Source organism: Candidatus Manganitrophus morganii, assembly GCA_021651055.1.
Lineage (GTDB): Bacteria > Nitrospirota > Nitrospiria > SBBL01 > Manganitrophaceae > Manganitrophus > Manganitrophus morganii.
The window spans coordinates 1,187,974-1,213,910 of sequence record JAJHOH010000001.1; the positions used below are offsets into that span (position 1 = coordinate 1,187,974).

Annotated in this window: 25 protein-coding genes; 7 read left to right on the forward strand and 18 right to left on the reverse strand. The window is 58.6% G+C overall.

Annotated elements, in window-relative coordinates; genetic code table 11:
* Positions 1-2: 2 nt before the first annotated feature.
* The 5 genes from MCM46_05305 to MCM46_05325 all read right to left on the reverse strand — a co-directional run bounded on the left by MCM46_05305 (position 3) and on the right by MCM46_05325 (position 4,400).
* Entirely contained in the window at positions 3-770 is a 768-nt protein-coding gene (locus MCM46_05305) for a slipin family protein (GenBank protein MCG3111225.1), read from the reverse strand.
* 16 nt (positions 771-786) lie between these two features.
* Positions 787-2,067: a nodulation protein NfeD gene (locus tag MCM46_05310; GenBank protein ID MCG3111226.1), complete on the reverse strand. Its 1,281-nt coding sequence runs from the start codon at positions 2,065-2,067 to the stop codon at positions 787-789.
* A 172-nt stretch (positions 2,068-2,239) separates the two neighbouring features.
* Entirely contained in the window at positions 2,240-2,704 is a 465-nt protein-coding gene (gene rplI / locus MCM46_05315) for a 50S ribosomal protein L9 (protein MCG3111227.1), read from the reverse strand.
* 72 nt (positions 2,705-2,776) lie between these two features.
* Positions 2,777-3,736 carry a hypothetical protein gene (locus MCM46_05320; GenBank protein ID MCG3111228.1) on the reverse strand — a complete coding sequence of 320 codons (960 nt, stop codon included), beginning with the start codon at positions 3,734-3,736 and terminating at the stop codon, positions 2,777-2,779.
* Positions 3,729-4,400: a 7-cyano-7-deazaguanine synthase gene (locus tag MCM46_05325; GenBank protein MCG3111229.1), complete on the reverse strand. Its 672-nt coding sequence runs from the start codon at positions 4,398-4,400 to the stop codon at positions 3,729-3,731. The genes MCM46_05320 and MCM46_05325 overlap by 8 nt, the downstream gene beginning before the upstream one ends.
* Before the next feature lie 254 nt (positions 4,401-4,654).
* On the opposite strand from MCM46_05325, the gene MCM46_05330 reads away from it, so the two are divergent.
* Positions 4,655-5,386, forward strand: a complete 732-nt coding sequence (locus tag MCM46_05330) for an SDR family oxidoreductase (GenBank protein ID MCG3111230.1) — start codon at positions 4,655-4,657, stop codon at positions 5,384-5,386.
* 17 nt (positions 5,387-5,403) lie between these two features.
* A complete protein-coding gene (locus tag MCM46_05335) occupies positions 5,404-5,808 on the forward strand; it encodes a 6-carboxytetrahydropterin synthase (GenBank protein ID MCG3111231.1) in 405 nt (134 codons plus the stop codon).
* A gap of 11 nt (positions 5,809-5,819) precedes the next feature.
* Here MCM46_05335 and MCM46_05340 read toward each other — a convergent pair whose 3' ends face one another.
* The 7 genes from MCM46_05340 to MCM46_05370 form a co-directional block, all read right to left on the reverse strand.
* On the reverse strand, positions 5,820-7,022 hold the full coding sequence (locus tag MCM46_05340; protein ID MCG3111232.1) for a PepSY domain-containing protein: 1,203 nt from the start codon (positions 7,020-7,022) through the stop codon (positions 5,820-5,822).
* 13 nt (positions 7,023-7,035) lie between these two features.
* Entirely contained in the window at positions 7,036-7,716 is a 681-nt protein-coding gene (locus MCM46_05345; GenBank protein ID MCG3111233.1) for a Fe2+-dependent dioxygenase, read from the reverse strand.
* 18 nt (positions 7,717-7,734) lie between these two features.
* Positions 7,735-10,029 carry a TonB-dependent siderophore receptor gene (locus MCM46_05350; protein ID MCG3111234.1) on the reverse strand — a complete coding sequence of 765 codons (2,295 nt, stop codon included), beginning with the start codon at positions 10,027-10,029 and terminating at the stop codon, positions 7,735-7,737.
* Positions 10,030-10,077: 48 nt separating this feature from the next.
* Positions 10,078-10,947, reverse strand: coding sequence for a TonB family protein (locus MCM46_05355; GenBank protein ID MCG3111235.1), 870 nt, complete (start codon positions 10,945-10,947; stop codon positions 10,078-10,080).
* Between the two features lies 1 nt (position 10,948).
* On the reverse strand, positions 10,949-11,365 hold the full coding sequence (locus MCM46_05360; GenBank protein MCG3111236.1) for a biopolymer transporter ExbD: 417 nt from the start codon (positions 11,363-11,365) through the stop codon (positions 10,949-10,951).
* On the reverse strand, positions 11,362-12,042 hold the full coding sequence (locus tag MCM46_05365) for a MotA/TolQ/ExbB proton channel family protein (GenBank protein ID MCG3111237.1): 681 nt from the start codon (positions 12,040-12,042) through the stop codon (positions 11,362-11,364). The genes MCM46_05360 and MCM46_05365 overlap by 4 nt, the downstream gene beginning before the upstream one ends.
* A gap of 302 nt (positions 12,043-12,344) precedes the next feature.
* Entirely contained in the window at positions 12,345-13,103 is a 759-nt protein-coding gene (locus MCM46_05370; protein MCG3111238.1) for a hypothetical protein, read from the reverse strand.
* 229 nt (positions 13,104-13,332) lie between these two features.
* Between MCM46_05370 and MCM46_05375 the strand changes: the two genes are divergently transcribed.
* The 4 genes from MCM46_05375 to MCM46_05390 all read left to right on the forward strand — a co-directional run bounded on the left by MCM46_05375 (position 13,333) and on the right by MCM46_05390 (position 20,100).
* The gene (locus MCM46_05375; protein MCG3111239.1) at positions 13,333-17,712 is read left to right on the forward strand and encodes a DEAD/DEAH box helicase; all 4,380 of its coding nucleotides are present in this window, start codon (positions 13,333-13,335) and stop codon (positions 17,710-17,712) included.
* A 3-nt stretch (positions 17,713-17,715) separates the two neighbouring features.
* Positions 17,716-17,952, forward strand: coding sequence for a tetratricopeptide repeat protein (locus MCM46_05380; GenBank protein ID MCG3111240.1), 237 nt, complete (start codon positions 17,716-17,718; stop codon positions 17,950-17,952).
* Positions 17,953-18,176: 224 nt separating this feature from the next.
* Positions 18,177-18,404, forward strand: coding sequence for a hypothetical protein (locus tag MCM46_05385; protein ID MCG3111241.1), 228 nt, complete (start codon positions 18,177-18,179; stop codon positions 18,402-18,404).
* A 10-nt stretch (positions 18,405-18,414) separates the two neighbouring features.
* On the forward strand, positions 18,415-20,100 hold the full coding sequence (locus MCM46_05390; protein MCG3111242.1) for a GspE/PulE family protein: 1,686 nt from the start codon (positions 18,415-18,417) through the stop codon (positions 20,098-20,100).
* 398 nt (positions 20,101-20,498) lie between these two features.
* Here the strand turns inward: MCM46_05390 and MCM46_05395 are convergent, their stop codons facing one another.
* The 6 genes from MCM46_05395 to MCM46_05420 form a co-directional block, all read right to left on the reverse strand.
* A complete protein-coding gene (locus MCM46_05395; GenBank protein MCG3111243.1) occupies positions 20,499-20,855 on the reverse strand; it encodes a peptide chain release factor-like protein in 357 nt (118 codons plus the stop codon).
* Positions 20,856-20,901: 46 nt separating this feature from the next.
* Entirely contained in the window at positions 20,902-21,453 is a 552-nt protein-coding gene (dcd, locus tag MCM46_05400; GenBank protein MCG3111244.1) for a dCTP deaminase, read from the reverse strand.
* Between the two features lie 93 nt (positions 21,454-21,546).
* Positions 21,547-22,656, reverse strand: a complete 1,110-nt coding sequence (locus MCM46_05405) for a KamA family radical SAM protein (protein ID MCG3111245.1) — start codon at positions 22,654-22,656, stop codon at positions 21,547-21,549.
* A 47-nt stretch (positions 22,657-22,703) separates the two neighbouring features.
* A complete protein-coding gene (locus MCM46_05410) occupies positions 22,704-22,949 on the reverse strand; it encodes a glutathione S-transferase N-terminal domain-containing protein (GenBank protein ID MCG3111246.1) in 246 nt (81 codons plus the stop codon).
* Positions 22,950-22,972: 23 nt separating this feature from the next.
* Positions 22,973-24,403: a hypothetical protein gene (locus tag MCM46_05415; GenBank protein ID MCG3111247.1), complete on the reverse strand. Its 1,431-nt coding sequence runs from the start codon at positions 24,401-24,403 to the stop codon at positions 22,973-22,975.
* A gap of 85 nt (positions 24,404-24,488) precedes the next feature.
* Positions 24,489-25,211: a hypothetical protein gene (locus MCM46_05420; GenBank protein MCG3111248.1), complete on the reverse strand. Its 723-nt coding sequence runs from the start codon at positions 25,209-25,211 to the stop codon at positions 24,489-24,491.
* Positions 25,212-25,373: 162 nt separating this feature from the next.
* Here MCM46_05420 and MCM46_05425 point away from each other — a divergent pair, with 162 nt between their 5' ends.
* Positions 25,374-25,880 carry an ORF6N domain-containing protein gene (locus MCM46_05425; protein ID MCG3111249.1) on the forward strand — a complete coding sequence of 169 codons (507 nt, stop codon included), beginning with the start codon at positions 25,374-25,376 and terminating at the stop codon, positions 25,878-25,880.
* The last annotated feature ends 57 nt before the right edge of the window (positions 25,881-25,937 follow it).

A 25,937-nucleotide genomic window follows, 5' to 3' on the forward strand; every position in this document is an offset into this window, starting at 1 on the left:
CCTTACGACTTTTTGAAAAACGCCGAGATCAGATCAATCGGGATCGGGAAGAGGATCGTCGAGCTTTTCTCGCTGGAGATCTCGGTCAACGTCTGCAGATAACGAAGCTGCAGCGTCGCCGGCTCGGTACTGATGATCCGGGCCGCGTCGGCCAGTTTTTGCGCCGCCTCGAATTCCCCCTGAGCGTGGATGACCTTCGCCCGCCGTTCCCGCTCGGCCTCGGCTTGCCGAGCGATCGCCCGGAGCATCTCTTGAGGCAGATCGGCGTTTTTCACCTCCACCGCCGTCACCTTGATCCCCCACGGTTCCGTCTGCTGATCGATCACCACCTGGAGCTGTGCGTTGATCTCCTCCCGTTTGGCGAGGAGGTCGTCCAACTGGCTCTGACCGAGAACGCTTCGCAACGTGGTTTGGGCGATCTGGGAGGTGGCGTAGAGGAAATTTTCTACCTCCAGGATCGCCTTCGGCGCATCGACCACGCGGAAATAGATCACGGCGTTCACCTTCACCGAAACGTTGTCCCGGGTGATGATATCCTGCGCCGGAACATCCATCGTCACGGTTCGCAGGCTGACCCGCTCCATTTTATCCAAAAAGGGGATCAAGATGATCAGCCCCGGCCCGTTCCCGCCGTAGAGGGCCCCGTCTTTCGAGTACCGTCCCAAGCGAAAGACGACCGCCCGTTCGTACTCCTTGAGAATTCTCACGCCGTTGATCAGGATGAAAAAGATCAGCAACAACAGGGCGACAACCGGAAACGTCAATGGCATTTCATCCTCCTTATTCTTATTTTTTGATCTTCCGCACGCGCAATTTCAATCCGATAACCTCCGTCACCGCCACTTCTTCTCCCTTCGCGATCGGCTCGTCGCCCTCCGCCTGCCAGATCTCTCCGTGGACGCGAACCATCCCGCGCGGCGCGAGATCGGCGATCGCCACGCCGATTTCTCCGACCATCCCCTCTTTTCCGGTCACCGTGCCGCCGCGCTGCGCGCGCCAGGCGGCGCGAATGAAGACGAGCGAGAAGAGAAGGATCACGCCCACCGTTGAAAAAATCACCGCCGGTGAAATACGCAGGGCGGGAAGATCGGTGTCCATCAACATCAGCGAGCCGAAGAGCAGCGCGGTGATTCCCCCCAGTCCCAGAAGCCCGAAACTCGGGACGAAGGCCTCCGCAACAAAAAGAACGACGGCGAGCAGAATCAACAGAAGCCCGGCATAGTTGATCGGCAAGGTCTGGAAGGAATAAAAGGCGAGGATCAACGAAATCGCGCCGACCACGCCGGGAAAGATCGCCCCTGGGCTGTAGAGCTCCGCAATCAGGCCGGTAATGCCAACCAGCATCAAGATGTAGGCGACATTCGGATCGGAGATCGCCTTCAAGATTCGAAGCCGCAGACTGATTGGGTTCTTGACCACTTCGGCGTTCTCGGTCGAGAGGGTCTGCTTCCCCTGGGAGGTCGCGACCGTCCGGCCGTCTATTTTTTTGAGGAGATCCGAAAGATCGTCCGCGACGAGATCGACGATGTTCAATTTCACCGCCTCCTGCTCGGTGATGGAGACCGATTCGCGAACCGCTTTTTCGGCCCACTCGGCGTTCCGCCCCCGCCGCTCCGCCAGCGATCGGATATAAGCGGCGGCATCATTCGTGACCTTCTTCTTCATCTCCTCATCCATCTCCCCCCCCATCGCCACCGGGTGGGCCGCGCCGATATTGGTGCCGGGGGCCATCGCCGCGACATGCGCCGCGAGGGTGATGAAGACCCCCGCCGATCCGGCCCGCCCGCCGCTGGGGGCAACATAAACGACGATGGGAACCTCCGAAGCGACCATCGCTTTGATGATATCCCGCATCGAGGTATCAAGCCCGCCGGGGGTATCGAGCTGGATGATCAACGCCTCGGCGCCGGCTTGCTCGGCCTGCGTGATCGCCGTCGTGAAGAGTTCGGAGGACACCGGATTGATGATCCCGTCATAGGTGATCACATGAATCGGCTTCGCCTCGGCCATCAGAGGAAAAATGATCAAAAGAAAAAGAGAAAAAAGGGATTGACGTAAAGGACGCATGGAATAAATCTTAGTCCTTTGCCGGAGGGGAGTCAAGAAATGCAGCGTTGGAGTGGCGAGTGGGTCCATGTAGGGGCGAGGCGCCGCCTCGCCCTGGGTACCCGTTGACCGTCTCTACATGAAGGGATAAAGAGGGGGGGAGAAACGGCGTGAGGGCGAAGCCCTCACGCGATTATGCTTCTGTTTCGACCGCTTCCGACTTGATCACCTCGACCTTGACCTGGGCGGTCACGTCGTGATGGACCTTAACGGGAACCATGAAGGTCCCGATCTCTTTGATCGGCTTCTCAAGCTGGATCCTTCGTTTGTCGATCTCAAAACCCTGAGCCGCAATGGCGTCGGCGATATCCTTGGAGGTGACCGATCCGAAGAGCTTTCCCTCCTCGCCGACTTGGACCGGGATGGAAACGGAAACGGCGCTGATTTTCTTCGCCTCTTCCTCCGCCGCCATCTTTTCCTTCTTGACCCGATCGGCGATCACTCTCTTTTCGTGCTCGAGCGATTTGATGTTCTTCGTCGTCGCCAGCGCCGCCATATTCCTCGGAAGGAGAAAATTTCGGGCATAACCGTCCGCCACGTTGACCAGGTCCCCCATTCTTCCCAACTTATCGACATCTTCTCTTAAAATCACTTTCATAAAGCGCTTCTCCCTTCGCCGGATAGATTGCAAGACGAGGCCCGGCGGGGTGCCGGGCCGAATTTTGCTATTTTATTGGAGCGCGGCCGTCTTGTCAACGTCTATATCGATCCGCCTGAGATCCTCCTTGGCGACATCATAGAGGGTCCACCCCTCTTTATTGAGGGTCATCACGATCTGTCTCTTTCGGAGGCTCTGCTCGATATCAATGGAGGAAGGGGGCTCATTAAAGCCGTTATGGAAGTGATAGAGACCGACCACACGCTCCCCGAAGGGGATTTTTCCAAGCGCCTCCTTGAATTGATAAGGGGAGAGGAGATAACGCGACTCGGAAAGGGCCTCGTAAGTATCGATGAAGTTGTCGATGAGGCTCTGCTTGATCGGAGCGGTCAGCCGTTCACTCTTCAGAGCGGAGATCAGATCGCCCCTCCATTTCCGTTCCACACCGACCTTTTCGAACACCTCTTGGGCCTCTTTATCATCGAGGAATGCGATGAACTGCGACACCGAATCCCCTTTTTCTCGAAGCCGGCCGAGATAAACCTCATTCAGAGAGGTGATCTCATAGAGACGGAGTGACGGATTTCCCTGCCGGTGCGAGAGGGTCAAGATTCCTCCGAGCTCGCTTTGGCGATGCCGGCGGGAGGCCGCCAGGCGATCGTAAATCTCTTGACCGATCCCAGGAGATTCGAGCGCCACCCTCAAATCGCGGTGGGAAACCTGGTTTAAGTCGAACCGATAAAGATGATGGCCGGCGATCTCATAAAAATGCCCCATCAACGTGTAGGGGAATTCGTGGGTCGCGATTTTGTAGAAGATCGGAATTCCCTGGACGAAGGTCCGGTTTCCTTTATAAAGCCGCTCCAGCGGCGGCTCGGCCGGGTAAATGAACTGAGTCGAAAGTTGAAGATAGCAGATCAGAAGGGGGATCAACCAATAGTCGTTCAGTTTTCGGCGAAGACGATTCGGGAAGGTCCGGCTTCGTCGCTCCCAACCGGACGGGTCTGGGAAGGTTGCGGCATTGTCAGTCATGAGACTTTCCTTTCACTCTTGGCATCGATCGATACGTGGTTGGATCTGAGAGTCCGGCGGCCCGGAAAGCCCGCATCCGCTCCGCGCACTTGTTGCAGTTTCCGCAGTGGACCATTCCCTTTGGCGCGATGCAGGAGAAGGTGAGGGAGAGGGGAAGGGCGCGCCCGCGCTCCAGCACCTCGCGTTTGGTGATCTGCGCATAGGGGGTGATCACCGTGAGGGGGGCCCGGAGGCCTTCCGACAGGGAGGCTTCCATCGTCCTGAAAAAAAGGGGGGTGCTGTCGGGGAAAGGATTCCCCTTGAGGATGCCGGAGGCGATAAACGCGATCCCCTGCAGCGCCGCATACACCGACGCTTTCGAGAGGAGAATGATATTTCTTCCCGGAAGGTAGACGGCCGCATCCTCCGATTCAAAGGACGGGATTTTCTTTCCGGTCAAACTCCAATGATCGGGGTAGATATCCCGAAGCGGCAGGTCGACGATCTTAAGGGGGGCGATGGTCTTGGAGGCGATCTTTTTGAGGTAACGGCGTAGCCAGTGAAGCTCGACCTTCTCCCAGGCGAATCCGTTTCGAATGTAGAAGGGAATCACCGATGTGAACTGAGACGACAGTTCCGACACCAGCACCGCGCTGTCGATCCCGCCGCTGACTAAAGCAAGCACCTTTTCTTCTCTGCCTCTTCCCTTCCGACCTTTCATACCAGCCTGGACTTCCGAGATAGGAGCCGATTCTAACAAAGTGCTTTCATCAAATCAATTCCGAAGTTGTATTTCGATCAAATTTTTCTGGCACAATATTGTCCGATACCGACGGAAATCTTGACACCCGGCAAAAAAGGGAAGACCCGATCCCTCCTTGATCTTTTCCGCCCCGCATACTATCATAGCGAAATTCTGCAAACGGGAGCAATGCTCGAATGAAACTCAAGGGAAAGACGGTCCTCGTCACCGGCGCCGGCCGCCGGGTCGGGAAATCGATCGCGCTGGCGCTTGCCGAGAAAGGGGCGCAGGTCGCCATCCATTACAATCGCTCCAAAAAGGAGGCCCAGACGGTTGTCAAAGAGATTGAGAAGCGGGGCGGCACCGCGCATGCCGTTCAGGGAGATCTCGCCAAAGGACGCGACTGCGAGCGGATCGTTCAGGAGACGGTCAAGGTTCTCGGCCGCCTCGACGTTCTGGTCAACAATGCGGCGGTCTTTTTTAAAACGCCGCTCTTTGAGGTCACCGAAAAAGACTGGGATCGGACGCTCGATTCGAATCTGAAGGGAAGCTTCTTCTGCGCCCAGGCCGCCGCGAAGGTGATGCCGAAGGCGGGGGGCAAGATCATCAACTTCGCCGACTGGTCGGGCTTTCGCCCCTACGTCGATTATCTCCCCTACTGCATTTCCAAGGCAGGGGTGATCGCGATGACGAAAGGCCTCGCCAAGACCCTCGCCCCCAAAATCGAGGTGAACGCCATCGCCCCGGGCCCGATTCTCCTTCCCGAAGACCTCGACCCGGTCGAAGAGGAGGAGATCTCTCGGAATACGCCGCTGAAGAAGATCGGATCGCCGCAGGACATCGTGAACGCGATTCTCTTTTTAATCGAGGGGACCGACTTTATGACCGGCGCGACGATTGTCGTCGATGGCGGACGGCTGATTGCTTAATTTGAAAGGGACAATGGATGTATAAAGTCACCCGCGAAATCCACTTCTGCTACGGCCACCGGCTTCTCAACTACAGCGGCAAGTGCCGCCATCTCCACGGCCACAATGGAAAGGTCGAGATCGAGCTCTTCTCCGAGAAACTGAACGACCTCGGAATGGTCCGCGACTTCGAAGAGATCAAGCAGGTCGTTCAGGTCTGGATCGATGACAACCTCGACCACAACATGATCCTCTGCCGCCGCGACCCGCTGATCCCCGCGCTCGAAGAGAGGAAAGAAAGATACTTCCTCATCGATGAAAACCCCACCGCCGAGGCAATCTCCAAGCTGATTTACGACTACGCCGTCTCGCAAAAACTTCCGGTCTCCGAGGTCCGTTTGTGGGAAACGCCGAAGTCGTTTGCGAGTTACCGGGAATCATAGCCGATAACAAGTCACTCCTCAATCAGTTTCCCAGGGTCTTGACTTAAGAGGGGGGGTTCCGCCGTGCTGACGGCCGGCGCCGCGACCGACTTCGGCCTGCGTTGGAAGATCCGGCGCCACGCCATGGCAAGACCGGTCCAGGCGAGCAGGATCCCTCCCATCGCCCCGATAAGAGCGATGATTTGACCCGGAATTCCCCCCGCCACGCCGGTGTGGATCGGCCGGACCCACGCGCGCAATGTTCTTCCGAGGTTGTATTCGGAAAACGGCTCCCACTTCACCACCTCCGCCGTCACGGGATTCAGCGTCAGCAGCGAGCGCGGGCTCGGATGCCACGACGCCGGCTCTTGAATGGTGGCGGTCACCGGCCCCTCCGGCTTTTGCGGGAAGCGGAGCCGGATCGACACCCAGCCGGGCGCCTGCGCCTCCGCGCGCGCCCAGAGAGGCTCGACCTTGTCGAGCGGAAATTCAGGGGGCGGCCCGGAGGGAGCCGCTTGCGGGGCCGGAGGGGGCTCATTTCCGGTGATCTTGTAGACGAGATCGTTGGCCCAACGATACGACATGACCAGTCCGGTCAGGGTGATGACGAGGAGAACCGGCGCGCACCAGAAACCGATGACGTTATGACGGTTCCAATCGCGCGCCTTTCCCTGCAAACGCGGGTTGAAACGGGTCACCGTTTTGAGGGTCGTGCCGGCCCACCGTCTCGGCCACCAGAGGTAGAAACCGGTGACGACCAGGATCAAGAATGCGGCGTTGGCGAGGCCGGTGATCGGCCTTCCGATTTCGCGCGAGCCGAGCCAGCGGTGCCAGTCTTCAATTTCATGCATGAGCTTGTGGGTCTTCGAGCCTTGTCCCAACACGTCTCCGGTATAGGGATTCACGAAGATCGTCCCCTCCCGCCCGAAGCTGACCGCGGCGGAGGAGGTCGGCTCGGAGCCCATGGAGACGCCGCTGGGAGGGAGCTGCGGAAACGCCTCCCGCGCCTTCGTCACGATCGTCTCCATGTTTAATCTTTGCGCGTCCTGCGCCGGAGGGGGCACATTCCGAACCCCCCGCTCCGCGAAATCGACGATCTGCGGTTCGAAGGCGATCAGCGCGCCGGTCACCGACATCACCAGGATCACAAGACCCGCGACGGTCCCCGCCGCGAGATGGACCCAAAAAAGGATATTGCGGAACATGATCGTTTGTCGGGTCGAAACCTTCTCCATTTCCATCCCTCCTCTAACTCACCTCCGACCAATGCCGCAGCAGGTTGTGATAAACGCCGGTCAATTGCACGACCGACGGATGGCCGGGATCCCGCTCCAGCCGCTGAATCCCCAAATCGAGATCGAACAGGATCGAGCGCCGGGCATCGTCGCGGACCATGCTCTGAATCCAAAAAAAGGAGGCGAGACGCGTCCCGCGCGTCACCGGCCGGACATGATGAAGACTCGTCGAAGGATAAAGAACCAGGTGGCCGGCCGACAGTTTTATACTTTGCACGCCATAGGTGTCTTCCACCACCAGCTCACCCCCCTCGTATTCTTCCGGCCCGCTCAGGAAGAGGGTCGCCGAAAGATCGGTGCGTATTTTGTAGGGGGTCCCCGGAACCTGTCGGACGGCGTTGTCGACGTGGGTGCCGAACGACTGGCCGTTTTGATAGCGATTGAAGAGCGGCGGGAAGACCTTCAGCGGGAGGGCCGCCGAAATAAACAGCGGACTTTTCCCGAGCGCTTCCAGGATCATCTCCCCCACTTTCACCGCCGCGGGATGGCCTTCCCGCACCTGCATGTTGTCCTTCGCCTTGGCCGATTGATGCCCTGCGGTGACGCGGCCGTCGACCCATTCAGCCTGATCCAGGACTCTCCGGGCCTCCACGAGCTGCTCCTTCGTCAATATGTCGGGGATGCTTAATAACATCTGTCTTCTCCTTTCGTCTTAGAATTGAAAGTCGGCCGCGGCGATCGCCGACCGCCCCGCGCCGGGGATAAAGTGGCCGCCGCCGAGCGACTCAATATATCCCTCGTCGGCCAGATTGTATCCGTTGACCCGAAGGGTCAGGCTCTCGGTCGCCCGGTAGGCGACCATCGCGTCGAAGAGCCAGTAGCTCGGCGCGGTCCGATCGTTGTTGACGTTCGAGAATCGGTCACCGACGAACTGCGCTCCTCCCCCGACTTCGAGATTCAACGGCAACTGATAGGTCGTCCATAGGCTGAAGGAGTGTTTCGGCGTATTGGCCAGCTCGTTTCCGACCTCCGCCGCGTCAAGCGTTTCGACGACTTCACTGTTCATAAGGGCATAGCCGCCGAAGAGCTGCCATTGATCGGTGACGTTTCCAGCGACGCTCAGCTCCACGCCGTCGACCCGTTCTTTTCCCTCAAGCGCGATTACATCGGCGGGGTCGGTCGGGTCTTCGGTCCGCGTGTTGGTCTTCTCGGTCCGGAAGAAGGCCACCGCCAGGGCAAGGCGCTCCTCGAACAGATTCCATTTGGTGCCGACTTCATAGGTCCGGCTTTCTTCAGGCTCGAGATCGGCGTTGTTGGCGGCCGTCGCGGTACTGGCCAGGGTCAGCCCTTCCGCGGAGGGATTGAACGACGTTCCGTAGGCGGCGTAGAGGCTCCCATTCGGCGCCGGCTTGAAGACAATCCCGGTCCGCCAGCTGAGCATCCGGTCGGTCCGCTCAAACGGTGTCACGGCACCATCGGCCGCGCGCGACTGATAGTCGAGATCAAAGTAGTCCCACCGTAACCCCCCGGTCACTTCCCACCGCTCCCCGATATGAAGGGTATCAAAGAGAAAAAGGGCGAGCGATTTTCCGGTTGCATCGTTTTTGGCGCCGGTCCGCCTCAACGAAGCGGGATACGGATCGTCGGGATTCGGATTGTAGAGATCTGTCTGAGGCGCCGTCGGTCCCGTCCTCAGATAATTGATCGAGGTCTCATGAGTGTATTCGATTCCGGTGGCGACGGCATGATCGATCCCGCCGGTCCGGAACCGGAGGGTCAGGTCGGTCAGGTTGGCGAGGATCGTGTCGGTCTGATCGCGCGATTGCAGATTCCGGTTGATCACTGTCCCCTGCACCGTCAGCGGTCCTGGATCTAAATCGGCAAAGCGCGGGGCGGTGATGACCGAGTCGCGCCGGGTCTGGCCGTAGCGGGTCAGATTGCGGAGGGTGGCGGAGGGGTTAAAGTCGTGCGCGATCTCCGCGGTGGCGATGTCGGTAACTACTTTTTCGAAATCGCGATCCTTGAGGCCGTAGAAATTGCTGAAGTCGACCGGCGGCGCTTCGTCGGCGTAGGTCGCCAGCACCGGGTCGCTGTTGCCGGCCGGCACCCAGGGGATGCCATAGCCGGCGATGTTGTCTTGATCGAGACGGAAGTAGCTGAGGGTCAAACGAGTCGGCGTGTCGAGTCCAAAGGCAATCGACGGGGCCATCCCCCAACGCTGATCGGTCACCACGTCCCGGCCCGGAATGTCGGCGTCATGCCAGAGGGCATTCAGCCGGAGCGCGGTCCCTTTGAGTCCTTCGATCGGTTGGTTCAGATCGAGCGTTGCCCGCTTGAAATCGTCGGTGCCGATCCCGATTGTCCCCCCGTAGAGGGGATCGAGGAGCGGCCGCTTGCTGACCAGATTGATCGCGCCGCCGGTCGAGCCGCGCCCGGCGTACGAAGAGGCCGGACCTTTGAAGACCTCGACCTGTGAGACGTTAAACGGATCGCGGGAATAGCCGCCGAAATCGCGGACGCCGTCGATGAAGAGGTCTGTCCGGGCGTTGAATCCGCGGATCGACAGGTTGTCGCCGGCCGGAACACCCCCTTCGCCGGCCTGGAGGGAGATGCCGGGGACGTTGCGCAGCACGTCGCGCAGCGTCGTCGCCCCCCGCTCTTCGATCACCGCCTCGGGAATCACGGTGACCGTCTGCGGGATATCGACCAGCGGCTCGGTAAATTTCGGCGAGGCGGGCGCTTCGGGCTTGTAGGAGTCCTCATCTCTTTCCTGTTGCCCCGGCACCACCACCTCCGGAAGGACGGCCGACTCTTCATTCGTCTGCTGCGCCCAGGCGACCGTCCCCATGCCGATCAAAGCGGCGGCGCCGATGGCGCTGACAATCGATTGGGTGAAGCGTCCTTTGCGCGGTCTGATCTCTGCATGGGATTGTTTGACGCTTCTTTTCTTCGCCGTCGCTTCCACCAGCCGCCGGTTGCGGCGGCAGGTCCGTTTCAGTTGTCTCATTCTCAGATGTTCCTTTCTCTTTTAGAGGTGAGCGTTTTTGATTTGAACCTATTGTAAATGGAATCGGATCGGGAGGGTCACCTTGCAGGCGACCGGCTCCCCTTTCTGGTTGTAGGCGGGGGTGAAGACCGCCTCCCGGACTTTGCGAAGGGCCACTTCGTTTAAAGCTTCATCGCTTCCCTGCAACAGACGAACATCCCTCACCCGCCCGCCCGCGTCGATGAAAACCGAGAGGAGCACCCGTCCGTCCTTCCCTTCCCGCCGCGCCGAGCGGGGGTAGTCGCGGGGGGTGATGAGATTGTCGACCCATCGAGGGAGTTTGGCGACTTGAGCGGCGGAAAGGTAGCGGCCCGCGGCATCGGCCGATCCCCCAGACACCCCGCCCGTCTCCCCGCCGGGAGTCCCCCCCGGAATTCCCCCGGCCACACCTCCAGGTTCGCCGCTCTCCGCCGCGGCGACGGAGACAGGTTCTTCCGCTGCGGACTCGCCCCCGTCTGTCTCCTGAGCCTCCACGGAAGAGACTTCCGAAGGAGCCTCCTCCGGGGAGGGGGTTTCAGGCGCCTCCGAAACCTCCGGAAGATCGGAGGAGACTTCCGAAACGACCGGCGGGATGATCGCTTCCGGCTTCGGCGGCGTCTCCTTCTGGGGGAGAGGAGATGCCGTCGCCCGCTTCTTCGCGACGGTCCGGATCGGAGCGGGCTTTGTTTCCGCCTGGGCTCCCGCTCCCGGCGGGGGCGGGGCGGGGGGAGCCGGTAAAAGCGACGTCATGGAGAGGTCGAGTTCGGCCACAACGCGGGGGGATGGCTCGACGGCCGAGGTCAAGGTATAGTAGACCCCGCCGCCCAATCCGGCATGGACGAGGGTCGAGAGAAAGATCCCGATAGTTGTGCCGCTCAATATCTGCTTAAGGAGAATCATCTTAAGGCGACGCCCCCTGCTCCGACGCCAACGCCACCCGCGTGACCCCCGATTGCTTGATCGCGTCGAGAACACCGACGACCTGCTGGTAATGAATCCGGCCGTCGGCGGCCAATGTCACCCGCACACCGGGATTCAACTCCGCCTCGCGCGCCAGGTTTGCCTTCAGGCCGTTGAGATCGACCGCTTCCTCCATCAGAAAAAGCCGGCCCTCGCCGTCGAGCGAGACGATCAGGCCGGCGGCGGTGGGAGGGGCCTCCGCCGCGGCGGTTTTGGGTAGATTGATCTTCAGTTCCCCGTTGGAGGTAAAATGGGCCGTCACCATAAAGATGATCAGGAGCACCAGGACCACGTCGACCAGCGGCGTGACATTGATGCCGGTCACCACACCGTCATCGCCGGAATCCGATCCGCTCATGCGCGCACCTCCTCTTTCTCTTCTTCCGTTGCGCCGACAAGACGATGCGCGCCTCGCTTGGTCTCATCTCTTAAATAGACCTGCACACGGTGAATGAGGCTTTGGGCATTGGCGTTCACTCTTTTTACTCGGGTGTGGAAAGCGTTGTTGGCCGCCACGGCCGGGATCGCCACGAAAATCCCGAACGCCGTGGCGATCAGCGCCGAGGAGATGCCGATCATCACGACGCCGACCCCCGACTGGCCGCTCGTCGCAAGGTCGTTGAAGGCTTTGATGATGCCGAGGACCGTGCCGAACAATCCGATGAACGGCGCGTTGTTCCCCAGGCTCCCGAGAATAATCAGGTTGCGCTCCAGAGCGGCCCGCTCCAGCACCAGACGGGAGATCATCGCTTCCGACACGGAGGCCGGCCCCTTGGCAAAGTGCGCCAGACCCGCGGCCGCCACCCGTGCTTCCACCCCCCGTCCGTTCTCCGCCGCCTGCCGCGCGCCCGCCAGATCTCCCTCTTCCAAGCGGCCGGCCAACGTCTCCAGAAAACGCGGAAAGTCGAGATGGTTTTTCCGGAAGAGCCACCACCGCTCCAGCATGACGCCCAAAGAAACCACGCTAGCGACGACGAGCAGCCAGAGCACCCATATATCCCCCAAGAGGGCCAACCGATGAAAGATCGCATCCATAAAGATTCCTCCTACCTGAAAAAAGATCGCCCGCCCCGTTTCCGCCCGGTGAAAATAAAAAGCCCAAAGCCGAATCGCTTCGACTTTGGGCTTGGGCCAAAAATGTTACGGCGCGAGCCTCGTGCAATTGAGAATCAATCTCAATATCATCGACAAGATACCCCATCCGGCTTTCCGGTGTCAACATCTTTTTTAAATTTAATGAAAGAAAATGTGAGGCGGATGTTGATCGGGTCGGGAGTGAGGGTTCGCGTCGGTCGTGCGCGGTCGCGGACCGGAGCGCGGAGGAAGTACGGGCGAACTCATGGCGTCCAGCTCGCGTTCTGCGCTCCGACGGTGTGGGGCAGCGGGTCCGATGGGATCGGCATGACGGGATAACGACCGAACAGGGTCTCAAAGTCGTGGCCTGCCTTGATCCCGCGGATGAGCCGTAAAAGCCCTTCCGAGCCGGCGCGGGAGTACCACTCTCCGACGGCCTGTCTTGCCGTGCCGTAACTTCGCTGTCCATCGGACCAGGGGATCACTTTGCCGAGAAGCTTCAGCGCCGGAGCGCCCCGGCCGTTATCGGTGGCCCGCAGCCACGTATCGATGGTGTAGTCGGGATCTTGGCTGACCAGAACCGCCAAGCCCTCATCGAACCAGGGAGGAATCGCATGCCAGGCCCTAAAATCACCGATCCGGCGATAAAGCTCGACATGCGTCAACTCGTGAGAGATCGTCACCAGGCCGAGTCCACGCGGTGAAAGCAACACCCTGGACGACCCATATGCTTTCGCTCTCGCCGTCAAGCCGCCGTTTGCGGCAAAACAGGCTTCAGTGGAGCAGGCATAAATCGTGGGGTTGCCTTTGAGACGACCGAAAAAGTCCGAGACGCGCCCCTTCGCAGTGCCAATTGTCTCTAACAATGTCTCACGTTGGGAAGGGGGCATCGACGCATCGACATAAACGCCGTCGTCGATCTGAATGAATCCGAACCAGGTGGGGGCAAAAAGCTTGGCGCTCCGGAGGGCGCTGCACCCGGATAGTCCAATTACAAAAACAATGAGAAAAATTCTTCGCATCTGCCGCCCCTCACGATCAAGGTGGCCCGCCGCCTAGTATAAAACCCCGCGGTATTTCACGGTCGCTTCGAGTGCGTAGCTATCTCTCAAGTAGTCCGGTCCTAATTAAGGCAATCCACACTCTACCACAATTCTCATTCTCATCCATGTCAAAAATGCCGGTCCTTTCTCATTCCTATTTCCTTCTCCCTCTTCCCTACCCCCCCTCCTAAAGTGTATAATGACCCCCATGTCTTTAACCCCCTTTCATCCCATTATTGCCGACTGGTTCAAAGAAAAATTCGGCGAGCCGACCGAACCGCAGAAACTCGGTTGGCCCCCTATTCTCTCGGGCGAAGATACCCTGATCGCGGCGCCGACCGGATCGGGAAAGACGCTGGCAGCCTTTCTCTGCGCCATCGATCGGCTCGTTCGGGACGGGATCGCGGGGCGGCTTGCGAATGAGGTGAAGGTCCTTTATGTTTCCCCGCTCAAAGCGCTCAGCAGCGACGTCCAGCGGAACCTTGAGACGCCGCTGGAGGAGATCCAAAAACGGGCGGTCAAACAGTGGGTCAAGCTGCCGGAGATCCGGGCGCTGGTCCGGACCGGCGATACCCCCTCGCATGAGCGGCAGGCGATGCTCCGGAAGCCGCCGCACATTCTGGTGACGACCCCCGAGTCGCTCTACCTTTTGCTCACGGCGCAAAAAAGCCGCGAGATTCTGAGGACGGTCGAAACGGTCATTGTCGATGAGATCCACGCCGTCGCGCGCGATAAGCGGGGATCTCACCTCGCCCTTTCATTGGAACGGCTGGAAGCGCTCTGCAACAAGCGGCCGGTCCGGATCGGCCTCTCCGCCACGCAGCGGCCGATGGAGGAGATCGCCCGGTTTTTGATCGGTAGCAAACGGGTCGATGCCGATGGACATTCCCCCTGCGCGATTGTCAACGTCGGCCATCAGCGCCACCTCGACCTCGCGATTGAAGTTCCTCCCAGCGAGCTTTCCGCAGTCTGCTCGAACGAGCAGTGGGCCGAGGTCTACCATCGCCTCGCGGCGCTGATCCAGCAGCATCGAAGCACCCTCGTCTTCGTCAACACACGCCGGTTGGCGGAGCGGGTGACCCATCAGCTTGCCGACCTTCTCGGCGAGGATGCGGTCTCGTCCCACCACGGCAGCCTCTCTAAAAAGATTCGGCTCAAAGCCGAGCAGCGCCTCAAAGCGGGGGAGCTGAAAGCGGTTGTCGCGACCGCCTCCCTGGAGCTGGGGATCGACATCGGCTTCATCGATCTGGTCATCCAGGTCGGCTCCCCCCGGTCGATCGCCACCTTTTTGCAGCGGGTGGGGCGCTCCGGCCACGCCCTCGGCCTGACCCCGAAAGGCCGGCTCTTTGCCCTCACGCGGGATGAACTCATTGAATGCGCGGCGCTGATCCGGGCGATCCGCCATGGCCGCCTCGACCGGATCATTCCCCCGGAGGCGCCGATCGATATTTTGGCGCAGCAGATCATCGCCGAGACGGCCGATCGGGAGATGGACGAGCAGGCCCTCTTCGATCTCAGCCGAGGCGCCTGGCCGTATCATCAGCTGACGCGAGAGAAATTCGGCGCAGTCGTTCAGATGTTGAGCGAGGGATTCGCCACCCGGCTCGGCCGGAGCGGGGCGTACCTCCATCATGATCGGGTGAACAAGAAGATCAAGGCCCGGCGCGGGGCCCGCCTGGCGGCGATTACCTCCGGCGGCGCCATTCCGGAGCTCGCCGACTATCGGGTCGTGGCGGAACCGGAGAAAATCGTCGTCGGATCGGTCGATGAAGATTTCGCCGTCGAGAGCCTCTCGGGAGATGTCTTTCTCTTAGGAAACACTTCTTGGCGTGTCGTTCATGTCCGCGGCGGCGATGTCGTCGTCACCGACGCCCATGGCGCCCCTCCGACGATCCCCTTCTGGCGCGGCGAAGCGCCAGCGCGGACGGTGGAGCTGTCGGCGGCGCTTTCCGATCTGCGCGAAGAACTTTCCGACCGGGTCGATCGGCCCGACGAAGCGGCGACCTGGTTGATGGAAGAAGCGGCGCTGGATGAATTCGGCGCCCGCCAGATGGTCCATTACGCCCAGGCACAGAAAGCCGCGATCGGCCTGTTGCCAACCCAGCGGCATCTTCTCTTCGAACGCTTCTTCGATGAATCGGGGGGGATGCAACTCGTCATCCACTCCCCCTTCGGCGGGCGGATCAACCGGGCGTGGGGTTTGGCGCTCCGGAAGCGCTTCTGCCGGACGTTTGACTTTGAGCTGCAGGCGAGCGCCGACGATAACGGGATCGTCCTCTCGCTCGGACCGCAGCAAAGTTTTCCGCTGGAGCAGATCGCCAAGATGCTCCGGGCCGAGAACGGCCGTGAAATTTTGGTACAAGCGCTTCTTGCCGCGCCGATGTTCAACACCCGCTGGCGGTGGAACGCCAACCGCTCGCTCGCGATCCTGCGTCAGCGGAACGGCAAGCGGGTTCCGCCGGCGCTCCAACGGATGAAATCGGACGATCTTCTCTGCGCCGTCTTCCCGCAGCAGATGGCCTGCCGGGAAAACCTGCCGGGAGATATCCCGGTCCCCGATCATCCCCTGGTCGAGCAGACAATCGTCGACTGCCTGCATGAAGCGATGGATCTCGACGGTTGGCTCGATCTGCTTCGGTCGATTGAGCGGGGCGAAATCGAAATCACCGCCGCCGACACGCGCGAGCCGACCCCTTTCGCGTATCAGATTTTGAACGCCAGCCCGTATGCTTTCCTGGATGACGCGCCGCTGGAAGAGCGGCGGGCGCGGGCGGTGGCGACCCGGCGGACGTTGACGGTGGAGTCGGTCCGCGACATCGGCCGGCTCGATCCGCTCGCCATCGAGCAGGTCCGGAAAGAGGCCTGGCCGTTGGTCCGCGACGCCGACGAGCTGCACGATGCGCTCTTACTGATGGGAATGATTCCCGCCGTGGAGGGAATCGATTGGTCCCCCTTCTTCCATACGCTGCATCTCTCCGGCCGCGCAGTGGAGGCGCGCGGTCCGGACGACCGGCGCTTCTGGATCGCCGTCGAGCAGTGGCCGATGGTTCATGCCGCCCGGCCCGATCTGACCCCGCAAACGACGCCGATCATCCCTGACGGGATTCGACAGGATGGGTCGGCCTCCGAAGGTTGGGTGGCGTTGGTACGCGGGCGGCTGGAAGTGGTCGGCCCGGCCACGACGGTGCAGATCGCCCACGACCTTGGATTGGACCCGGATCATGTCGAATCGGCGTTAGGAGCACTGGAGGCGGAAGGGTTTGTCCTGCGAGGCCACTTCACACAAGATGCAGCCGAAACCGAATGGTGTGCGCGGCGCCTGCTCAGTCGGATCCACCGTCTGACGCTCGACCGTCTGCGGCGTCAGATTGAGCCGGCTTCAGTGGAAACCTTCCTCCAATTTCTCCTCCAGTGGCACCGGCTTCTTCCGAAAACGCAGCTGCACGGCCGCGAGGGGCTCTTCTCGGTCATCGAGCAGCTCCAGGGATTTGAGATTGCGGCCAGCGCGTGGGAGCGGATCATCCTCCCCTCCCGGGTCGCCCGCTACAATCCAACCTGGCTCGATGAGCTCTGCTTGAACGGCGAGGTCGCCTGGGGACGGCTGACCCCGCCCGCTTCCAAGAATGGCCCAGGGAAAGGATCGGCCACCAAAAACAACGGCGACGAACCGGGCCGGCCCCGGCAGGCGACGCGAAACCTTCCGATCTCGCTGATGGCGCGGGAAGATCTCGGCTGGCTCAGAATATCATCGGAAGAGATTCCCTTTCTCAGCGAAAATGCGAAGACAGTCCTTGACGCGCTCCGCAGACAAGGGGCCTCGTTCGTCTCCGATCTGCTCACCGCCACCCGTCTCCTCCCGACGCAGGTGGATGAGGCGCTCTGGGAGCTGGTCGCCGCCGGTCTCGTCACCGGCGACGGGTTCTCGGCGGTTCGGTTGTTGACCGATCCGAATCGCACGGAGCGGGCCGCCCTCTCTCGCCGGCGGCGCGGATGGAAGCGGACCCCTCGGGCGCGCGGAAGCGGCCGATGGACCTTCCTCCGCTCTGCTCTCGACACCATTCCACCCGAAGAATATGTTGAGGCGTGGGCCTGGCAGCTCCTTCAAAGATATGGGATTCTCTTCAGGGATCTCATGGGCCGCGAAGAGGGAGCGCCTCCCTGGTATCAACTTCTTCCGATCCTGCGGCGGCTGGAACAACGGGGAGAGGTTCGGGGGGGGCGATTTGTCCTCGATGTCGGCGGGGAGCAGTATGGTCTACCGGAAGCGGTCGAGTCGCTGCGGCATCTGAAACAGCATCCGCCGGAGCCGGAGACGGTCTTCCTCTCCGCGGTCGATCCATTGAACCTGATCGGCATTCTGACCCCGGGCCGGCGGGTGACGGCCCAGCCGTCGAACGCCGTCGCCTTCCACGGCGGCGCCTTCGTCGGATCGCGCGAGGGAAAGGAAATTTGGATCTCCGAAAAGCTCCAGAAAGAGACCGCCCGGCAGATCGAGCGGACCCTGACGTCGGGCCGGTTGTTGGCGCCGGAAGAACCGGGAGAAGAGGGCGAAGGGGAGATGGAACAGATCGGCTTATTGACGGAGTGACGGATGCAGTGGCATCATCGGATCAATCAAATCTTTTCAATCGGCCTTCTGTTGCTGGCGGTCGGATGCGGCAACCCGGAGGCGAAGAGCAAAGAACTTTACGACACCGCCCAATTCGAAGAGCAGCAGCGGAACTTCAAACATGCGCGGCAGCTTTACGAGCGGATTCTGAAAGACTATCCGGAAACCGAAACGGCCAAGCAGGCCGAAACCCGGTTGAAGGACATCGAAGGGAAGTAACCCTCCCCTTCCCCCCCACCGTTACATCGTTTGTCTGCTGCCATACCCCTCATCCCATTTGACAATACACAGTCGTGTGTTAGAGTCATTTCATGTAAAATGTGGGAGTAATCCGCATGAAATGTCTGCAATGTCATACGGAAAATAAGGGCCATCGATCGTTTTGTCGACAATGCGGCATTCAGATTTTAGTCCATTGTCCGCAATGCGGTTTCGGCAACGAGATGACCGCTGATTTTTACTGTGGCGGCTGCGGACGAAAACTTTCACCCGCTTTACATACCGATCCTGGGACGGACAACCAATCGGTTCGGACCGCCTCTTCCAAACCGTTCTCCTCTATTACGATTGCCGACCTGCTCCGGGATGATTTCCCCGAAACCCAAAAGGAGAAAAAAGAGGAGAAGAGAATTATGACTCAGGAAGAAATCAACAAGTTATTCAATCTTTAGGGATCGACTCATGCTGAAGGCCGTTCACGAAAAACTCGGAAAAATTCTTGTCGCCGGAGGACACATTACAGAGGAAAAACTGGCGAAGGCCCTGGAAGAGCAAGAGAAACGCGGCTTCAAGCAGAAGCAGATCGGCTCCTTCTTGGTGGAGATGGGATTCGTTTCGGAGGAAGATGTTCTAAAAGCCCTCGGCGTCCAGTTTAATCTTCCGATCATTCAACTGAAGGGGATCGGGATCGATCCCAAGGTCTTGGAACTTATCCCGGAAGCGATGGCCACCCGATTCAAAATCTTTCCTCTCTACCTCAACGAAAAGGATCTCACCATTGCCGCGAGCGACCCCACTCAGATAGAAGTGCTCGATGTGCTCGCCCGGCAGACCCGTTGCAAGATTCAGGTGGTCTTGGCCCTAGAAAAAGAAATTCTGGCGGCCATCGAATCGAATTACAGCGCGCAAAAGTCACAGATGGTCGTTGAATCGGACGAGGCTCCCCTTTCTGCGGAAGAATTGAAGCTTCTCGAAGAGGCGGGGAAAGAGGTTCCGATCATTCGGATGGTCGACGACATCCTCATCCAAGCCGTTCAAGAAGGGGTCAGCGATATTCATGTAGAGCCGAGGGAGGACAAACTCTCGGTCCGTTTTCGAATCGACGGCATCCTCAAGGAAGTCCGTACGTTCTCTCAAAAGCAGCAACCGGCCATTCTCTCTCGTCTCAAGATCCTCTCCAAATTGGATATCTCCGAACGACAGAAGTGTCAGGACGGACGAATCAAATTGAAAATCGGCTCAAAGGAGATCGACGCGCGGGTCTCCACGCTCCCGACCTACTACGGGGAAAAGGTCGTTCTCCGGCTGCTCGACCAGAAGCGGGTTCGCTTCAGCCTGGAAGAGCTGGGACTTTCCCCGCAGAATCTCGCCTCGATCAGAAATATGATCACCCAGCCCTATGGGCTCATCTTGGTCACCGGCCCGACCGGAAGCGGAAAGAGCACCACCCTCTACGCCTGTCTCAACGTGATTAACTCCGAACAGAGAAACATCATCACCGTTGAAGATCCGATCGAATATCAAATTCCGATGATCAATCAGGTCCAGGTCAACGTTAAGAAGAACGTTACCTTCGCCAACGCGCTTCGAGCCATTCTCAGGCAAGATCCGAACATCATTATGGTCGGTGAAATTCGGGATCCCGAAACGGGCGAAATCGCGACGGAGTCCGCACTGACGGGGCACCTCGTCCTCTCGACCCTTCATACAAACGACGCGGCCAGCGCGATCGTCCGTCTCGTTGAAATGGGAATCGAACCTTATCTTCTCGCCCCCTCTTTATTGGGGATTGTGGCGCAACGATTGGCGAGAAAAATCTGCCTGGAATGCAAAACACCGCATACGCCCGGAAAGAGCGATCTTGATGCGCTTGGACTGCTGGACGGGTCGGTCGAAATCGCATTTTTTCGCGGGAAGGGGTGCGCCGAATGCAACGGGACCGGCTACAAGGGGAGAATTGCCATTTATGAGGTCCTCGTGACAGATGAGACCATTCGCGGGCTTATTGGTGAACAAGCCCCCCTGGCGGCGATTCGCCAACAGGCCGCGCAGGCAGGATTTATCAACATGAGGCTCGACGGAGTGAGAAAGATCGCCAAAGGGTTGACGACGATTGAAGAGATTCTCCGTGTCACGCGGGGTCTCTAAACGCCGAAGACGATCGATGAGAAAGCGGCTGACTCACAAATTGACGAACCGGCACAATCTGGTAGATTTTAGGTATGGAATGTCCAAAGTGCAAGGTTCGAAATGGAGATCATCGCTCTTTTTGCTGGAAGTGCCGGTTTATGATCGCGCTTCATTGCCGCTCTTGCGGATCACCGTATAAGAGCGGCACGGCGCATTGCAACGGGTGCGGGAAAAATCTCCTCGATCAATCCCACCCGGCCTTAGCCCCCAAGAAACCGATTCCCTATTTTGGCCCCAAATCCGATCCACTCCCTCACTGAGAACAAACGAGAAGAGCAATCCGGCCGTGGCTGGGAAAAAATGCCGTAAGGTCGTTTAGATCGGTCCGATCGGAGAGAAAAAAGATAGGGTTGGATCTATTCCGAAGCGATGTCTTTTGACTGGCGCAGCTGTTTCTTTTCGGCGAGTTTTTTCTTGGAGGTAAGGACTTTTTCCTTGGCGGCTTTTGGAGGACGGGTTTTCACCCTCGGCTTTGGCACCCGGTTCAGCGTCGACAATTTCCGCTGGAGGCGGCGGAACGCTGCGAGACGGTTCTGGACTTGAGAGCGCTGCTCGGTGGCGATGACGATCACTCCGGAGGGAGGATGGTGGAGGCGAACAGCCGATTCAGTTTTATTTTTCTTCTGCCCGCCCGGACCGCTGCTTTTGTAAAACGAGACCTCGGTTTCGCGTTCGAGGGTCTTCATATCGGTCGCAAACGGCTTCTTCCTCACGCTCCCCTCCGATTTTCTCATGGCAAACAGATTCATCTTCGACAGACTATATCTTGGGAAGCGTGATCCCGACTTGAGATTGATATTTCCCCTTCTTATCGGCGTAAGAAACCTCACACACCTCGTCCGACTCGAAGAAGAGGACCTGAGCAATCCCCTCGTTGGCGTAGATCTTCGCCGGCAACGGGGTGGTGTTGGAAATTTCCAGGGTGACGAACCCTTCCCACTCCGGCTCGAACGGGGTGACGTTGGTGATGATGCCGCAGCGGGCGTAGGTCGATTTTCCGACGCAGATCGTCATGACGTTCCTGGGAATCTTGAAAAACTCGACACTTTTACCTAACGCAAAAGAGTTGGGCGGAATCACGCAAACATCCCCTTTGAAGTCGACGAACGATTTGGTATCGAACTCCTTCGGGTCGACGAGGGTGTTGTTGATGTTGGTGAAGATTTTAAACTCGTTGGCAATCCGGATATCGTAACCGTACGAAGAAACACCGTAGGAAATCCCTCCGGCGCGGACCTGCTTCTCCTCAAACGGCTGGATCATTCCGTGCTCTTTGGCCATCCGCCGAATCCACCGATCGCTCTTGATCATCCGATCCCTCCTGCTAAGTGCCCCACATAATGTGTTCGATTGAAAGTACGCTACCACAAATGGGGACTGCTTGCAATCAAAACCATCAACTTTTTAGTCGGTATCGTGCGGAACCACCCAGAATGACGCCGCGTCCTTGTTCACCTCTTTGGGAGCGTTCGGCTGGGGGTATTTGAAGGTCTTCTCCTCGTAGTTCTTCACAATCGCCTGGTCGTCATCAAGGTAGAGGAGGGTGTCCTGGGGGAGAATGGCCACCTTTCCCCCGCCGCCGGGGGCGTCGATCACATAGTGCGGCACCGCCATCCCGGAAGTATGGCCGCGCAGCGCGGAGATGATCTTCAATCCCTTCTCCACACGGGTCCGGAAGTGATGCGTCCCCTTCACCAGGTCGGCTTGATAGATATAATACGGCTTCACCCGGATCGAGAGGAGCTTCTGCATCAGTCGTTTCATCACCTCCGGATCGTCATTGACCCCTTCGAGCAAGACGGTCTGGCTGCCGAGCGGAATCCCGGCATCGGCGAGCATCCCGCAGGCCTTGGCGACTTCGGGGGTAATTTCGTCGGGGTGATTGAAATGCAGGTTCATATAAAGCGGGTGGTACTTCTTGAGCATGTTGCAGAGGTTCTCGGTGATCCGGGAGGGAAGGGTCCCCGGCACGCGGGTGCCGATCCGGATGATCTCCAGGTGCGGAATCGCGCGGAGCGCCTTTAAGACCCGCTCCAGAAGCATGTCGACCACCATCAACGGATCGCCGCCGGAGAGGATGATATCGCGGATTTCGGTATGGGCCGAGATGTAATCGACCACCTGCTTGAGATTCTCCGGCGTCAACGTGCCGGGCGAGCCGACAAACCGCTTTCGAGTGCAAAATCGGCAATAGATCGGGCATTGGTTGGTGATGACCAGCAGCACCCGGTCGGGATAGCGATGGACCAGATTCGGCACGGGACTGTCTTTCTCCTCGTGCAGCGGATCTTCGGAATCGCAGGCGGCGTCGGGATGGTCTTCCTCGGCGGTCGGAACCACCTGCTTCCAGATGGAATCCCCCTTCTCTCTGATTAATTTAAAGACATGCGGCGTGATCCGCATTGGGTACTGCTCGACGATCTCGCGCACCTCTTCCGCAGGGACGCCCAACATCTTCTCCAGCGTCTCGACGTCGTCGATACTTTCTTTGATATCTTTCTGCCACTGCTCCACAGCGCTACTCCCCTCTTCATAATGGAATAGAAAGGCCCGCCCCCTCGTCAGGGCTGCTGTCCGTACTTTTTTTCCAGATAGGCGATGATCTCATCCTCGTCGTCCAGGACGACATCGCCATCGACCAACACCGGCACCAAATATTGCCCTGAGACCTCGAAGACCTCCTTCCGGTTCGGCCGATAAGAAGGAACCGCGATCTTCTCGTATTCGAGCCCAAGCTCCTCTAATTTATCCCGCACCATCCGACAATAAGGACATGAATCGAGATCATACAGTTTCATTTTTTCCATTGTTTACTTACCAAATCCCCTCTCTATACCGCGACGGCGCACGGCGCCATGACCGCGTCGACCATCCCATGAATCAGCTTCTTCTCGGTGGAGACGACAGTGGCCAAAATTCCTCCGAGTTTCGCTTCCTTTCCATCGACAAAATAATAGGGCGACAGCCGCGCACGCCCCTCCATCGCAACCTCTCGCGCTCCTTCGAAGTCGTAATAACGGACCGTCACCTTTTTCCCTTTGTGGAACTTCTGGAGGAGATGGGGGGTCGTCGGGAAGCTCTGTAGCGCCCGATCGATCGCCTCTTTCCACGCTTCTTCCGGATGATCGTGGCCCGCGATGACCCCACGGCTTCCCCAAGCGAATTCCGAGAAACCGGACGGCTTGATGATCAAATGCCGCTCTTTCTGCGTCGCCTCCCCCAGTTGCCGGAAATCGGTGACCGGCCGACTCTCCAGGGTGAGGTCGGGAATGATCGCATGGGGAGGGACCTCGCGCGGATCGATGATCCAGGTTTTCGGGAAAATCCGCCGGAGCTGAGACATCGTCCCCTCCCCCAAATGCCCCAACCAGAATTCCTGCAAAACAGGATGGTGAAAAAGAGCGAAGAGACTTTTCTCCTCCAGAAACGCCTTCGGCGGCGGCGTCATGGCCACCTGCTTCTTCTTGGCGGCATAGAGGATCAGCTCCGACTTCGGGATGTTCTTTAGATCGAAGAGCTCGAAAAAACGATAAAGGATATCGATCCGCTCCCGATCGGCCCAGAGTCCTTCTTCGGTAAAAGAGATCTCTCTCGGATGAAGCACCCGCGTCCGAAGTCCGCGTTGATGAAGCGCCCGCCCCAGCCACTCCATCTCCGGGCGGTAATCTTTCGATTCATCCGAGACGACGATTGCCAGAAGCGGATCCTCTTGGGAAGCATGGGCCCGGATCATCCGCTCGAAACCGGCCACCATCCCGTCTCGCTCACCGACCGGACGGTCTCCCTCCGAAGCGTAAGCAATCGAGAGTCCCGCCGTCAGCCCCATGCCGCCGGGAACAGCATCCAATTCCGTCGCAATCATCCCCTCTTCGGTCGGGATGAGGTCGGGTCGAATGATCCCCGGCAGATCCTGTTTAAACCGGTTCATCCGGCCATATTCGACGACCGATTCCGGTTTTCCCTGATCGAGATAACCTGCGACCCAACGGGGCGCCCGGCCATGGACACTGTCGAGGTAAAGCCGGTTCGCCGCCTGGTAAAAAGAAAGGAGCTGGTTTCCAAGCGTTTCTAGAAAACCCAACTCCTCTTTTGTAATCCAGTATGGTTCGGTCGCGATCCGCCAGAGGTCGTTTCCGGCCGCCGAAGTCCCTTCGGGCCTAAAAAGCCCCTCTTGAACAAGGCTACCCCGGATCGAATGGCTCTTTTTTTGAATGGGCGCGTCTCTCGATGGGTCAGGTGGAGGCTCAAAGGCCTTGGACAATGTCAAATTCTCCAAAGACAATGATTTGATGATAACACCGCCGGAAGCCGATCCGCAAGTAAGATTTTGAGAGGAGAAAGCCCCCTTACTCCTTCTTTTTACTTAGAACCTCGGCCAACCGGTCGGGGTAATTGGTGAAGAGACCATCGGTCCCCATTTCGATAAAAGCCGCCATCTGGGCCGGATCATTAACCGTATAGATGTAGACTTTCAGTTTTTCTTTGTGGGCGCTTTCAATGAGGGCCAGCGTCACCTTTTTGGAAGCAAGGTGGATGGAGACCGCCTCCAGCCGCCGGACCTCCTGCAGCGTCTTTTTCCACGGCTCCCGGTTGACCAGGTAGCCGATCGGGAGGGTGGGATGAAGGGAGCGGACTTTTTTGAGGAGAATATGATCGAACGAGGAGACAATGACCCGATCGGCGATTCCCTTCTTTTGGATCAGGTCGACGACTTTCTGGGGAGAGGCCGCTTTGATCTCCAGGTTCAGCAGAAAAGGAGGGGGAATTTTGTCGATCAGCTCCGCCGCCGTGAGAACGGTCTGTCTCGCAAACGAAGGGGCAAACCAGCTCCCGATGTCGAGCCGCTTTAATTCGGAGAGGGTCAAATCGACGACCCGGCCGCTCTGTCCGGTCAGCCGTTTGATCGTCGGATCGTGGAAGACGACCAGATCCCCCTCCCGGCTCTCGCGCAGATCGCACTCGATGCCGTCGGCCCCCATCGCCATCGCCTTCTGAAATGCAACAAGGGTATTCTCCGGCGCATGGCCCGACGCGCCCCGATGGCCCCAGATGATGATCTTTTTATCCATGGGGCGAAAGGTAACACAGGCGGTTGGGGTTGTAAAGGAAGCACGGCCAATTGATCCCGGGCCGAAAAATGGAGCGTCCGGCAATCTCTGAATTGACAATCATCCCATAATTACCTATCATCGCCCCATCCCAAACCCGGTGATTTCAAGGCGGAGCGTTGAATGAAGACAACCATTCCTACGGAAGTCATTGAGCAGAAAATCTATTTTATCCGGGGACATAAGGTGATGCTCGACGGGGATCTTGCCAAACTTTATGGCGTGCCGACAAAAAGATTGAACGAACAAGTTCGCCGAAATATAAAGCGGTTTCCACCCGATTTTATGTTTCAACTTACTGCGGACGAAGCAAAATTTTTAAGGTCGCAAAATGCGACCTTAAAAACAGGACGCGGTCAGCACCTCAAATACCTCCCCTATGCCTTTACAGAACAGGGGGTCGCAATGCTCTCCAGCGCTTTGAACAGCGAGCGGGCTATTGAGGTCAACATTCTCATCATGCGCACCTTCGTCAAACTACGCGAGATGATTGCCTCCCACAAAGATCTGGTGAAAAAACTGGATGAACTCGAAAAGAAATATGATGAGCAATTCCAGGTGGTCTTCGAAGCAATCCGGCAATTGATGGCCCCGCCGGAAAACACAAACCGGAAAATTGGGTTTAAATAATTCGGCACCCTCCGCCGATTTCATTAAACCCGACCGCCTCTCTTCCCTCGATTCTGA

What these genes read in the sequence shown, in the direction of transcription:
- MCM46_05305 (MCG3111225.1), bottom strand. Translation starts at nt 770, where the DNA reads ATGCCATTGACGTTTCCGGTTGTCGCCCTGTTGTTGCTGATCTTTTTC.
- MCM46_05310 (MCG3111226.1), bottom strand. Translation starts at nt 2,067, where the DNA reads ATGCGTCCTTTACGTCAATCCCTTTTTTCTCTTTTTCTTTTGATCATT.
- rplI (MCG3111227.1), bottom strand. Translation starts at nt 2,704, where the DNA reads ATGAAAGTGATTTTAAGAGAAGATGTCGATAAGTTGGGAAGAATGGGG.
- MCM46_05320 (MCG3111228.1), bottom strand. Translation starts at nt 3,736, where the DNA reads ATGACTGACAATGCCGCAACCTTCCCAGACCCGTCCGGTTGGGAGCGA.
- MCM46_05330 (MCG3111230.1), top strand. Translation starts at nt 4,655, where the DNA reads ATGAAACTCAAGGGAAAGACGGTCCTCGTCACCGGCGCCGGCCGCCGG.
- MCM46_05335 (MCG3111231.1), top strand. Translation starts at nt 5,404, where the DNA reads ATGTATAAAGTCACCCGCGAAATCCACTTCTGCTACGGCCACCGGCTT.
- MCM46_05340 (MCG3111232.1), bottom strand. Translation starts at nt 7,022, where the DNA reads ATGGAGAAGGTTTCGACCCGACAAACGATCATGTTCCGCAATATCCTT.
- MCM46_05345 (MCG3111233.1), bottom strand. Translation starts at nt 7,716, where the DNA reads ATGTTATTAAGCATCCCCGACATATTGACGAAGGAGCAGCTCGTGGAG.
- MCM46_05350 (MCG3111234.1), bottom strand. Translation starts at nt 10,029, where the DNA reads ATGAGACAACTGAAACGGACCTGCCGCCGCAACCGGCGGCTGGTGGAA.
- MCM46_05355 (MCG3111235.1), bottom strand. Translation starts at nt 10,947, where the DNA reads ATGATTCTCCTTAAGCAGATATTGAGCGGCACAACTATCGGGATCTTT.
- MCM46_05360 (MCG3111236.1), bottom strand. Translation starts at nt 11,365, where the DNA reads ATGAGCGGATCGGATTCCGGCGATGACGGTGTGGTGACCGGCATCAAT.
- MCM46_05365 (MCG3111237.1), bottom strand. Translation starts at nt 12,042, where the DNA reads ATGGATGCGATCTTTCATCGGTTGGCCCTCTTGGGGGATATATGGGTG.
- MCM46_05370 (MCG3111238.1), bottom strand. Translation starts at nt 13,103, where the DNA reads ATGCGAAGAATTTTTCTCATTGTTTTTGTAATTGGACTATCCGGGTGC.
- MCM46_05375 (MCG3111239.1), top strand. Translation starts at nt 13,333, where the DNA reads ATGTCTTTAACCCCCTTTCATCCCATTATTGCCGACTGGTTCAAAGAA.
- MCM46_05380 (MCG3111240.1), top strand. Translation starts at nt 17,716, where the DNA reads ATGCAGTGGCATCATCGGATCAATCAAATCTTTTCAATCGGCCTTCTG.
- MCM46_05385 (MCG3111241.1), top strand. Translation starts at nt 18,177, where the DNA reads ATGACCGCTGATTTTTACTGTGGCGGCTGCGGACGAAAACTTTCACCC.
- MCM46_05390 (MCG3111242.1), top strand. Translation starts at nt 18,415, where the DNA reads ATGCTGAAGGCCGTTCACGAAAAACTCGGAAAAATTCTTGTCGCCGGA.
- dcd (MCG3111244.1), bottom strand. Translation starts at nt 21,453, where the DNA reads ATGATCAAGAGCGATCGGTGGATTCGGCGGATGGCCAAAGAGCACGGA.
- MCM46_05410 (MCG3111246.1), bottom strand. Translation starts at nt 22,949, where the DNA reads ATGGAAAAAATGAAACTGTATGATCTCGATTCATGTCCTTATTGTCGG.
- MCM46_05420 (MCG3111248.1), bottom strand. Translation starts at nt 25,211, where the DNA reads ATGGATAAAAAGATCATCATCTGGGGCCATCGGGGCGCGTCGGGCCAT.
- MCM46_05425 (MCG3111249.1), top strand. Translation starts at nt 25,374, where the DNA reads ATGAAGACAACCATTCCTACGGAAGTCATTGAGCAGAAAATCTATTTT.